At 60.3% G+C, this 11,695-nt stretch carries 11 protein-coding genes; 1 reads left to right on the top strand and 10 read right to left on the bottom strand.

All coding sequences use genetic code 11. From position 1 onward, the window contains the following. Positions 1–94: 94 nt before the first annotated feature. The 9 genes from CFII64_RS24900 to CFII64_RS24860 all read right to left on the bottom strand — a co-directional run bounded on the left by CFII64_RS24900 (position 95) and on the right by CFII64_RS24860 (position 9,391). The gene (locus CFII64_RS24900; protein ID WP_020293636.1) at positions 95–790 is read right to left on the bottom strand and encodes a membrane integrity-associated transporter subunit PqiC; all 696 of its coding nucleotides are present in this window, start codon (positions 788–790) and stop codon (positions 95–97) included. A 178-nt stretch (positions 791–968) separates the two neighbouring features. Beyond that, on the bottom strand, positions 969–3,233 hold the full coding sequence (gene parC, locus CFII64_RS24895; RefSeq protein WP_020293635.1) for a DNA topoisomerase IV subunit A: 2,265 nt from the start codon (positions 3,231–3,233) through the stop codon (positions 969–971). A 10-nt stretch (positions 3,234–3,243) separates the two neighbouring features. Next, positions 3,244–3,765, bottom strand: coding sequence for a TIGR02281 family clan AA aspartic protease (locus CFII64_RS24890; RefSeq protein ID WP_020293634.1), 522 nt, complete (start codon positions 3,763–3,765; stop codon positions 3,244–3,246). Beyond that, complete coding sequence (locus tag CFII64_RS24885; RefSeq protein ID WP_020293633.1) at positions 3,762–4,742, bottom strand: esterase-like activity of phytase family protein; 981 nt, start codon at positions 4,740–4,742, stop codon at positions 3,762–3,764. The genes CFII64_RS24890 and CFII64_RS24885 overlap by 4 nt, the downstream gene beginning before the upstream one ends. Beyond that, a complete protein-coding gene (gene parE / locus CFII64_RS24880; protein ID WP_020293632.1) occupies positions 4,742–6,646 on the bottom strand; it encodes a DNA topoisomerase IV subunit B in 1,905 nt (634 codons plus the stop codon). The genes CFII64_RS24885 and parE overlap by 1 nt, the downstream gene beginning before the upstream one ends. A gap of 62 nt (positions 6,647–6,708) precedes the next feature. Beyond that, positions 6,709–7,326: a YqiA/YcfP family alpha/beta fold hydrolase gene (locus CFII64_RS24875; RefSeq protein WP_020293631.1), complete on the bottom strand. Its 618-nt coding sequence runs from the start codon at positions 7,324–7,326 to the stop codon at positions 6,709–6,711. 96 nt (positions 7,327–7,422) lie between these two features. Next, positions 7,423–8,232 (bottom strand): 3',5'-cyclic-AMP phosphodiesterase, encoded by an 810-nt coding sequence (gene cpdA, locus CFII64_RS24870; protein WP_020293630.1) that lies wholly within the window; start codon positions 8,230–8,232, stop codon positions 7,423–7,425. A gap of 98 nt (positions 8,233–8,330) precedes the next feature. Next, positions 8,331–8,783, bottom strand: coding sequence for a DUF1249 domain-containing protein (locus CFII64_RS24865; RefSeq protein ID WP_020293629.1), 453 nt, complete (start codon positions 8,781–8,783; stop codon positions 8,331–8,333). Further along, the gene (locus tag CFII64_RS24860; RefSeq protein ID WP_020293628.1) at positions 8,774–9,391 is read right to left on the bottom strand and encodes an NUDIX domain-containing protein; all 618 of its coding nucleotides are present in this window, start codon (positions 9,389–9,391) and stop codon (positions 8,774–8,776) included. Before CFII64_RS24860 ends, CFII64_RS24865 begins: the two co-directional genes overlap by 10 nt. A 220-nt stretch (positions 9,392–9,611) precedes the next feature. Between CFII64_RS24860 and CFII64_RS24855 the strand changes: the two genes are divergently transcribed. Beyond that, positions 9,612–10,358 carry an RsiV family protein gene (locus CFII64_RS24855; protein WP_020293627.1) on the top strand — a complete coding sequence of 249 codons (747 nt, stop codon included), beginning with the start codon at positions 9,612–9,614 and terminating at the stop codon, positions 10,356–10,358. On the opposite strand, the gene cytX is transcribed toward CFII64_RS24855, so the two are convergent. Then, positions 10,327–11,616, bottom strand: a complete 1,290-nt coding sequence (cytX, locus tag CFII64_RS24850) for a putative hydroxymethylpyrimidine transporter CytX (RefSeq protein ID WP_020293626.1) — start codon at positions 11,614–11,616, stop codon at positions 10,327–10,329. The genes CFII64_RS24855 and cytX overlap by 32 nt on opposite strands. Positions 11,617–11,695 lie beyond the last annotated feature (79 nt).

Raw genomic sequence — 11,695 nt, 5'->3', positions numbered from 1 at the left:
GGGCGTAATTCGCGGCTAAAGCCGCTCCTGTGGATACACGCCAATCTGAATACAAAAAAAACCCGCATCGCTGCGGGTTTTTTGATTCTGCCGGTCAGAAGCGGAACACTTCCAGATCGGTACGGATCGGCAGTGCCATCGGCATCTTGGGCTTCTCCGGCTCTTTGGCGCGAGCCACCGGGGCTTTCTTTGGTTGCTCGACCGGCTGCCAGGAAATCGGCTTGACCGCCGAGCTCAGCTGATCGGCCAGACGCTGCAACAAGACACCCTGAGCACGAACCTGATCGGCCGAAGTTCCGGCATGCAGTTCCTGCAGATGGACAATGCGGCTGTCGCGTACCTGACCCTTGCGGTCCAGCAAGCGCCATTGGGCATCCAGGATTGCAGGTTGTTTGGCACCGGAATCCAGGCGGGTGATGGAAAGCACCACCTGCACGTCAGGCGTGAAATCAGTGACGGCCGGCGCGAGTACTACGCGCTGGCTGTCCAGCTTCCAGGCCAATTGGCGCAGCAGAAGCTGATCAATGTCCGAAGACAGGCTACCCGCCCAGCGTCCTTCCTGGGACGCAGTCAGGCTGCCATCTGGCTGACGCTGCAACAGCGTTTCGCGTTGCAGGTAGTCGGCCACGGTTACCGGACCCAGTAAAACAGCCAACCCTGTGCTGCGGGTAGGCTGCCCAGGTGTACCACTGTCCAACTGATAAAGCGCAGTCGGCTGATGCACACTGCAACCAGCCAGACCCAAAACGCTGGTCATCAACAAAACAACGGGAAGGCGTAGAAGATTCATCGTCCCATCCAGGTGGCAGCCGCGAGGCGAACCACAGTGCAAATACTCACAAATCATGAAGGCATTCAGCCACGCCGACGCCACAAGACGTCATATCATCCGTGAATATGCGCTATGACTCCAGCGATTATGCGGCGATCTTCATGGCAAAACGAAGACTAATAGCTCTAAACCGCCATTATCCGACGTTTTCCACCAACAGCGCATCGACACGCTGGAAGCCCCTTGGCAACTTATTACCCCGCCGACCTCGCTCGCCCTTGTAATGTTCGAGGTCATCAGGCTTGAGCGACAGGGTTCGTTTGCCCGCCTGCAGGACCAATGTCGCCCCTTGCGGGATCACTGCCAGATCGGTCACGTACTCTTCACGACTCGCCACCCGATCTCCCGGGATGCCGATGATCTTGTTGCCCTTGCCTTTGCCCAGCTGCGGCAAATCGCTGATCTTGAAGATCAGCAGGCGGCCTTCAGTGGTCACCGCCGCCAGCCAGTTCTGCTCACGATCCGGCACTGTGCGCGGCAGAATCACCTTGGCTCCGGCAGGCAGACTCAACAACGCCTTGCCCGCCTTGTTCTTGGCTTGCAGGTCTTCGCCCTTGACCACGAAGCCGTAGCCGGCATCCGAGGCGATCACGTACAGCGCGTCATCTTCAGGCAGCAACACGCATTCGAAGGTCGCGCCCGGCGGCGGCTGGAGCTTGCCGGTCAGGGGTTCGCCCTGGCCTCGCGCCGACGGCAGCGTGTGAGCCGCCAAGGAATAGCTGCGCCCGGTCGAGTCGATAAACACCGCGTATTGATTGGAACGGCCCGCAGCGGCGGTCAGGAAACCGTCTCCCGCCTTGTAGGAAAGCCCGGTCGCATCGATGTCGTGACCTTTGGCTGAGCGCACCCAACCTTTTTCCGACAGAACAACGGTCACCTTCTCGTTGGGCAGCAGATCGTGTTCGGTCAGCGCCTTGGCTTCGGCACGCTCGACAATCGGCGAGCGGCGGTCGTCGCCATAGGTTTCGGCGTCCTTGATGATTTCGCTGCGCACCAGCTTCTTGAGCTTGGCTTCACTGCCCAGCAATGCCATGAGCTTGGCGCGCTCCTTGTTCAGTTCATCCTGTTCGTTACGCAGCTTCATTTCTTCGAGGCGCGCCAACTGACGCAAGCGCGTATCGAGAATGTAATCGGCCTGGATTTCGCTCAGTTCGAAGCGCTCGATCAATCTGGCGCGCGGATGCTCTTCCGTGCGGATGATGTGAATCACTTCATCCAGATTCAGGTAAGCGATCAGCAAACCGTCCAACAGATGCAGGCGACGATCCACTTTATCGAGGCGGAACTGCAAGCGGCGGCGAACGGTATTGGTGCGGAATTCCAGCCATTCCACCAGCAAGGCGCGCAGGTTTTTCAGCTGCGGCTTGCCGTCCAGGCCAATGATGTTGATGTTGACCCGGTAGCTGGACTCCAGATCGGTGGTCGCGAACAGGTGCTGCATCAGCGCGTCATGGTCGACCCGGCTGTTGACCGGGATGATCACCAGGCGGCACGGGTTCTCGTGGTCCGACTCGTCACGCAGGTCGGCGACCTGTGGCGCCTTGGAGGGCTTGGCCTGCATCAGCCCGGCGATCTGTTCGATGACCTTGGCGCCAGAGACCTGATGCGGCAGCGAGGTGACGACGATGTCGCCATCTTCAATGTGGTAGACGGCACGCATGCGCACCGAGCCTTTGCCGGTTTCGTACATCTTCAGCAGATCGGCGCGGGGCGTAATGATTTCCGCTTCGGTCGGGTAATCCGGGCCGAGGATGTGTTCGCACAGCTCGGCGACCGTCGCTTTCGGCTCATCCAGCAAACGCACGCACGCCGTGGCCACTTCGCGCAGGTTGTGCGGCGGCACGTCGGTGGCCATGCCGACCGCGATGCCAGTCGTGCCGTTGAGCAGGATATTCGGCAAACGTGCCGGCAATACCGCAGGTTCGTTCAGGGTGCCGTCGAAGTTCGGCACCCAGTCCGCCGTGCCCTGGCCCAGTTCGCTGAGCAGCACTTCGGAATAGCGCGACAGCCGCGCTTCGGTGTAACGCATGGCGGCGAAGGACTTGGGATCATCCGGAGCACCCCAGTTGCCCTGGCCGTCCACCAGCGTGTAGCGATAGCTGAACGGCTGCGCCATCAAAACCATGGCTTCGTAGCAGGCCGAGTCGCCGTGCGGGTGGAACTTGCCGAGCACGTCACCGACGGTACGCGCCGACTTCTTGTGTTTGGAATCAGCGTCCAGGCCCAGCTCGCTCATGGCGTAGATGATGCGCCGTTGCACGGGCTTGAGGCCGTCGCCGATGTGCGGCAAGGCACGATCCATGATTACGTACATGGAGTAGTTGAGGTAGGCCTGTTCGGTGAAGTCAGCCAGTGATCGGCGTTCTACGCCATCTAAGCTGTCTGCAAGGATGTCGCTCATGCGGGCCTCATTATTTGGTCGTCTGGCGCAGCAGCATGTTGCCGCCGCGCTGGGTGAATTCAAGTTGTTTCATAGCGCTCATGCCCAGCAGCACTTGCTCGCCGTCCAGCCCGGGCACCACCAGGGCGCGCACATTGTGCAGCACGATATCGCCGATCTGCAGGCGTTCCAGCGAAGTTCGAAAGCCTTCGGTACGCCCGTTGGCGGTACTCACCACCAACGGCACGCCTCGCGGCAGTTGCAAGATGTCCGCCACCTTGCCCGGAATTGCCACGTCCGTGGCGCCGGTATCCAGCAAAAACTGCACGGTTCGACCATTGATCTTGCCCGTGCTGACGAAGTGCCCCTGTCGGTTGCCCACCAGCTGCACTTCGATGTAACCGTTACCGTGTTGCGACGTGACGACCGCGTTGGGATTTTCCTGACGCTGCTCCCATTCGCCAAAATAACGGGTCGCCAGAAACAGCCCGGCGCCCCACGCCAGCAGCATCAACACCTTGCCCGCACGCTTGCCGGGCGGCTGTTGACTCATCGTTTCTCACTCCAGCCGCTTTTGGGGGCTGCGAAACGCCACACCACCGGGCGTTTCTCGCCATCGGCGCGCTCGCCAAAATTGTTATCGGTGCCGACCCACGCCCCGGTAGCATCAACCACCAATGCCTCGGTCAGGCCGTAGCGCTGACTATAAAGACGATCAGGCCGCAACGCTTCCCTGGCAAACGACCAGCAGCGCTCGGTCTTGCCGGTTTCCAACGTGCGCCGACAAATGCGGTATGCCGAGCGTTCCAACGCGTACAGCTTGCCGTTGAACAGCGACAGGTCGGAAAAATCCCGTGACACCGTTTTGCCGCCCACTTGCGCCGGCAGCACGTCCTGGCCCGGTTCAGTGCGCAATACGCAGCTGCCCTTGCACTGCCACGAGTCGTTTTCCCGGCTGACGACCAGCAAGCCGCGCTGCTCGCGCTCGGCGGCCAGCCACAACCGGTCTCCCGCCGGATTGACCGCAATGCCTTCAAAAATACCGTTGAAGTGCTGCAACATGCCTTTGGCCCGAGCCTGTTCCACCAGTGCGGCGGGCAAATCCAGCCAGACCGGCGCGCCTTGTGCAGGCACCTTGAGGACCAAGGCGAAAGCCTCGCTGACCAGATACCGATTGCCTGCGGCGTCACAGCTCACACCTTCAAAGTCCAGGCTGCCGCCACGAACCAGCGCAGACACCTTGGCCATCGACTGTAACGTACCCGGCAAATGGCTTTCGGGAACCGGCGGAATCTGCAGCGCATTCGCCTGCGCTTGCCAGACCACACCTGCGATATCCAGGCTGTACAGCACGTCATCATCGCGGTCGGAAACCGTCCACAACTGGCCGCCACAGGCAGCCAGGCCGGATAGATTGCCGCCCACCATGCCATCCACGGGATGCTCGGAAACCAGGCTCAACTCTTCCAGCGGGACTGCAAAGACCGGTACAGCAACCATCAGCAACAAACCGGCAAGCCAGCCTCGCATCAAGTCAGAACCTCGGCCAGGTTGCCTTTGGATTCCAGCCAGGACTTGCGATCACCGGCGCGCTTCTTGGCCAGCAGCATGTCCATCATTTCCGAGGTCGCTTCGAAATCATCCAGCGTCAGCTGCACCAGACGCCGCGTGTTCGGGTCCATGGTGGTTTCGCGCAACTGCGGCGGGTTCATTTCGCCCAGACCTTTGAATCGCGTGACCTGCGGCTTGCCGCGTTTCTTTTCGGCGACCAGACGATCGAGAATCCCGTCACGCTCGGCTTCATCCAGAGCGTAATAAATGTCCTTGCCCAAATCGATGCGATACAGCGGCGGCATGGCCACGTACACATGGCCAGCATCTACCAGCGGGCGGAAATGCTGGACGAACAAAGCGCAGAGCAGGGTCGCGATGTGCAAACCGTCGGAGTCGGCGTCGGCGAGGATGCAGACCTTGCCGTAACGCAGCTGGCTGATGTCCGCCGCGCCCGGATCGACACCAATGGCGACCGCGATGTTGTGCACTTCCTGACTGGCAAGCACTTCGCCGCCATCGACTTCCCAGGTGTTGAGGATCTTGCCGCGTAACGGCAGGATCGCTTGAAACTCTTTGTCCCGCGCCTGCTTGGCCGAACCGCCTGCGGAATCACCTTCCACCAGAAACAGCTCGGAACGCATCGGGTCCTGTCCGGCGCAGTCCGCCAACTTGCCCGGCAATGCCGGTCCTTGAGTAATACGCTTGCGTTCGACTTTCTTGCTGGCCTTGAGGCGACGACCGGCGTTGTTGATCGCCAGCTCGGCCAGTTGCACGCCAAGTTCGGAGTTGGCATTGAGCCACAGGCTGAACGCATCCTTGACCACGCCGGACACAAACGCCGCCGCCTCACGGGAAGACAGGCGTTCCTTGGTCTGGCCGGAGAATTGCGGTTCCTGCATCTTCATCGACAGGACGAAGGCAATGCGTTCCCAGACGTCTTCCGGAGCGAGTTTCACGCCGCGCGGCAGCAAGTTGCGGTATTCGCAGAAATCGCGCATCGCATCCAGCAAGCCCTGACGCAAACCGTTGACGTGGGTGCCGCCTTGCTGGGTCGGGATCAGGTTGACGTAGCTTTCCTGCACGCTGTCGCCGCCTTCCGGCAACCACAGCAACGCCCAGTCGATGGCTTCTTTGTTGCCGGCGAAACTGCCACAGAACGGCTCGTCCGGCAGGCGCAGGAAATCGCTGACCGAATCCTCCAGGTACGAGCGCAGGCCGTCTTCGTAGTGCCACTCGACTTTCTCGCCGCTGGCCTTGTCTTCGAAGCTGACCAGCAGACCCGGACACAATACGGCCTTGGCCTTGAGCACATGTTTGAGGCGGCTGACCGAGAATTTCGGCGTATCGAAATACTTCGGGTCAGGCGCGAAATACACGCTGGTGCCGGTATTGCGCTTGCCAACGGTGCCGACGATTGCCAGTTCCGAGGCTTTATAGCCGTCGGCAAAGGTCATTTCGTATTCGTTGCCGTCGCGCTTGACCCGCACCTTGACGAGGGTCGACAGCGCGTTGACCACCGAAATACCCACGCCGTGCAGGCCGCCGGAAAACTGGTAGTTCTTGTTGGAGAATTTGCCGCCGGCGTGGAGCTTGGTCAGGATCAGTTCGACACCGGACACGCCTTCTTCCGGGTGAATGTCCACCGGCATACCGCGCCCGTCATCGGACACTTCCAGGGAATTGTCGGCGTGCAGGATGACCTGTACCGATTTCGCATGACCGGCCAGGGCTTCGTCGACGCTGTTGTCGATGACTTCCTGGGCGAGGTGGTTCGGCCGCGAGGTGTCGGTGTACATGCCCGGCCGCTTGCGAACCGGGTCGAGGCCCGAGAGGACTTCGATGGCGTCGGCGTTATAAGAGCTAGCGCTGGGAGTGGCCATGGGGTCTCGTCATCAGATGTTCGTGGGATTACAGAGTTTCAATAGGTAATACATGTCTCGGGTTACAACGTCGAAACATCAATCGCCTGCAACAATTCAGGCGCAAACCCGGCAAAACTCAACAGCGCGGGCAATTGTGCGGCGAAACCCTGATAACTGTGATCGCCGCCAGCCTGAATGCGCAGAGCGCAAGCGCGATAAAACGTTTCGGCACGGCGGTAATCCAGGGTTTCGTCGCCCGTCTGCAGCCAGACTTGAAAACGCTGCGGGTCTTGAGGCGCGGGGACTTCCAGCTCGCTCAAAGCCACAACGTGATCGTGAGTCAACTCCCAGGTTTCGCCGGTGTAAAGATTCTGCTGAGTGCCGACAAATCCGTCGAATAACTGGTGCGGATTGACCGCCGGATTGATCAGCACGGCCTTCAGTCCATGGCGCTGCGCCAGGTGAGTCGCATAGTAGCCGCCGAGCGAGCTGCCGACCAGCAGTGGCCGACCCAGTGCTTCGACAGCGGATTCCAGCTGGAGCATGGCTTGGCGCGGGTGGTGATGCAGTTCCGGCACGCGCAATTGCTCGCTCAAGCCAAGTGACTGCATCAAGGCGATCAACTGACTGGCTTTCTTCGATTGAGCCGAGCTGTTCAGGCCGTGGATGTACAAAAGTGTGGGTTTTTCGCTGTTCACGTCGTCCCCTCTTGGAACACTGAGCCGTGCAAAGCCGCGCAGTTTACAGGGACTAGCGTCAGAAGACTCGTGCGCAGGTGTTTCCAGGTGAAATGGTCAATAACCGTCGCCACCGTAATCCACCTCGAAGTGCATGCCAACCACCCGGGAAACCCCGGTTTCAAGCCGTCCGTCATCATGCAGACGCAACCAGCGATAACCCGGCGCGGCGGTATCGACCTTGAAGTCCGTGCTGCCCGGCGCGAACTGGATGCAGGTCGATGGCGAGGCCAGCAGGCGAATAGCACCGCGCAGCTGATCGTATTCCTGATGCACATGCCCCCAGAGCACCGCGCGCACCTGCGGGAAACCCTCAAGCACCGCAAACAGCGCATCTGGATTGCGCAACCCAATCGGGTCCATCCACGCGCAACCAATCGGCACCGGATTGTGGTGCAGGCAAATCAGGTGATGGCGCTCGGGCGCAGCGCGCAACGACTGCGCCAGCAGCTGCAATTGGCCGTCCCGGAGCAAACCGGGCACCGAACCAGGCACCGACGAATCCAGCAACGTAACGCGCCAGTTGCCGACATCAATGATGGGGTCGAGCAAATCACTGTCCTGCGCCGCCTGCTGCATTTCCAGGGATTCATCGTGATTGCCGGGAAACCAGCGCTTTTCAGCCTCAATCTGGCCGCTCAATTGCCGAAACGCTTCGTAGGACTCAACACTGCCGTCTTGTGAGACATCGCCACTGGCAACCACCAGATCAACCTGCGGCTGCTCGGCCAACACCTGTTCGATGACCTTCTGCAGGCTGTCCCGGGTTTTCATGCCCAACAGCGTGCCATCCGCCGAGGCGAACAAATGGCTGTCGGACAGCTGGACCATCAGGACCGAAGAACTGTTATCGGATGGGCGCGGCAAAGGCCGTCTCCTTGAGCGGATTCAGCGCGATTATGTGGCGATGATGAAGGCGGGTAAACCCGCAAGACGGGCCTGGATCACAAATGTGCCGACATCACTCAGCGCACCGCTTCAAACTCATGGCCGCACGCCAGGCAATGGCTCAGCCATTCGCCGAGGAACAGGTTGAGCTGGGCCTTTTCGTCAGGCTGGTGCATGTCGGCATTGGGATACGGGTAAATGCCGCGAAAACGACGGGCGTGTTCGGCACCGATGACTTCGGCCATGCGGGCGTCGTGGTAAACCTGCACTTCCAGTTGGGGCACTGGCAGCCACGGCAGGCTGTGTTCCTGGCGCACTTGCAAGGTGGTGGTGTACGGGCAATCGAGCAGCACTTCGACGGCCAGCACGCCCAGCATCTGGTCGCCCTGGGTGACAGCCACGCGCCGCGAGCGTTGCTCATTGCGCATGTCCGGCAGCAATCGCATCAAGCGCGCATAGTTGGCCTCGCAGGCCGCTTGCAGGCCCACCAGATCAACTCGATAGCGCTCGCGCACAGGATTCACGACCATAACCCCCTGACTTCGATACGGTTCAACGCCAACCATTGCAAGGCAATGATCGTCGAAGCGTTCTTGATTGTGCCGTCACGTACGGCTTGCAGTGCATCGTCCAGTGCCCAGACCGTCACGCGGATATCTTCCCCTTCCTCTTCCAGTCCGTGCAATCCCCCGGCGCCCTCGCTTTCGCAACGACCCAGATAAAGATGAACGAATTCATCACTGCCGCCGGGCGAAGGAAAATATTTGGTGATGGGCCACAACGCACTGAACACCAGCCCAGCTTCCTCTTCTGCCTCGCGGTGGGCAACCTCTTCCGGTTCCTCGGCCTTGTCGATCAGACCCGCCACCAATTCGATCAGCCACGGATTGCCGGTTTTCTCCACGGCGCCCACCCGGAACTGCTCGATCAAGACCACTTCGTCGCGCTTGGCGTCGTACGGCAGTACGCAAACGGCGTCGTGGCGCACGAAAAGCTCGCGACTGATCTGCTTGCTCATCCCGCCGGCGAACAGCTCATGGCGCAGGAACAGCTTGTCCAGTTTGTAAAAACCCTGGAAGCAGTTGTCGCGCTGGGTAATTTCATAAGCCGTCGGGTTTGATCGGGTCGGTTCAGTCATACAGTTCTCGCTTAAGGCAATCTTTGGCTTCGTGCCATCCTAGAGTCTGATGCCGTTTCAACACAAGCCGCGTCGCACCCCCTTCAAATATGCAGGGTAGACGGGCGATAGCGAAACGAACTCTAATCCGCCAAGCGGCGAACCGATGGCCCTGTTTGCAGTCCAAGCAGCCTGCATACGAACAACGTAACCGCCTTAATTGCCACCGCAAAGGATCAACATGTCGTTACTGAGGATCGCTTCACTGGCTTGCCTGGCCTTGATGCTGGGCGCTTGCCAGAGTCTGTTCCAACCTAACTACCGTGCCCCGCTGCAAGTCCAGCGCGACGCTTCCGAGCTGATCAAGCCGGGCTGCACCACGGCCGATTGTCCGTTGGTCAACATCGATACCGTACATTTTGCCGACGAGCCGAAACTCGACGCCATCGTGCAGAAAACCTTGCTGCAACTGACGCGCACCGACTCAAGCGCCCCCGTGGCGCCGACGCTCAAGGCGTATCAGGAGCAATACCTGCGCGACACCGAAGGCCGCAATGCCAGCTATCTGCAGGCCAAGGTACGCGAGCAGCATGACGGTATCGTGGTGATCGAGCTGTCGAGTTATCTCGATGGCGGCGGCGCCCACGGCGAGCCGGGTCGGGCGTTCATCAACTATTCGCGGCCGCAGCAGCGCGTGTTGACCCTTGCCGACATGATCATCCCGGGCAAGGAAAGCGAGTTCTGGCAGAAAGCCGAACTGTCGCACCAGGGCTGGCTGGTCTCGACCAAGATGAACGAAGATGCCGAGTTCAGCAAAACCTGGCCGTTCAAGAAAACGCCAAACATCGCCCTGACCTATGGCGCGATGATCCTCAAGTATCCGGTGACGACCATCGCGCCCTACTCCATGGGCCACATCGAGCTGAAGATTCCATATCCGCAGCTCAATGGCATCCTCAAGCCGGAACTGTTCCCCGGCCGCGGTTGAGGGTTTTTCCCAACAGCAGTTGCAGCACGCCAGCGACGATGATCGCTGGCAGTGTTGCGCCAACATCCGGATACAGATTGGCCAGCAAGTGATACGTGCTGACCCCGCCCAGCCAGGCCAGCAGCGTCAACCAGCGAAAACCGACGGTTGCGACCTGGCTGCTGCGCCCGCGCAGAATGAAGTGATCCACCAGCACCACGCCGAACAGCGGCGCGAACACCGAGCCGATCAGCAACAGGAAGTTCTGATACTGCGCCAGCGGTGCGAAACAGGCGATCAGCGTGCAGATCAGGCCAATGGCCAACGCCAGGTGTTCAACCTTCACCCGCACTAACATCCCGCTGGATACCGCCGCCGAGTGAATATCGGCAAAGGCGTTTTCCGACTCGTCGAGCAAAATCAGCAACAGTGGAATCCCCAGGCCAGCCCCGGCCAACGCCAGCAGCAGCGCATTGACTTCGCCACTCGGCGCGAACGCCAGCGTGTACGCGACGCCCAGGCTCATCAGCCAGAAGTTACCGATAAAGAAGCCCAGCGCCGTACCGCCGAAGACGTTTTTCGCGCGCTTGCCGAAGCGCGAATAATCGGCAATCAGCGGCAGCCACGACAATGGCATGGCGATAGCGATATCAAAGCCGACTGCAAACGGCAGCGAACCGTCCCCGGCGCGGGACCAGAGCGCGGCCAGATCCGCCTTGGCAAACAGGTTCCAGGTCAGCCACAGGCACGCGGCCAGCAATAGCCAGATGCCCCATTTGCGCAGAATCTGCCGCACGAACGTCAGCGGGCCGCTGACGGCGAGCAAGGTTGCCAGGCCGCCAAAGAACAACGTCCAAAGCAAAGGACTGTTCAACATGCTGCCCTCGCCAAACGCTCGTGCGCCCAAAAGACTGGCGGCATCACGCATGACGATGATTTCAAACGAGCCCCAACCCACCAATTGCAGCAGGTTCAGGACGGCCGGTAACGACGCGCCTTTGCTGCCCAGGCTGAGCTTGAGTGCGGCCATGGACGACAAACCGGTGTCGCTGCCGATGACGCCAACGGCCGCCAGTAGCAGAACGCCAACCAGCGTGCCAAGGAAAATCGCCAGCAGCGAACCCGCCATGCCCAGCCCCGGCGCCAGCAAGGCCCCGGTTTGCAGGACCATCAGGCCGATGCCGAGAGAGAACCACAGGGAAAACAAATCTCGCCCGCCGAAGACACGCTTGCCTGCGGGGACGGGAATATCGGGTGAATAGGTGCTGGGGGTGTTCATGGGGTGATCTCGAAGAGATGCGGATATCCCGTAGGACCGGCTTCAGCCGGGAGGACGCCCTCCCGGCTGAAGCCGGTCC

It is taken from the genome of Pseudomonas sp. CFII64 (genome assembly GCF_000416235.1).
Lineage (GTDB): Bacteria > Pseudomonadota > Gammaproteobacteria > Pseudomonadales > Pseudomonadaceae > Aquipseudomonas.
The sequence above is the reverse complement of the archived record's forward strand: the minus strand, read 5'-3'. Positions and strand labels throughout refer to the sequence as shown.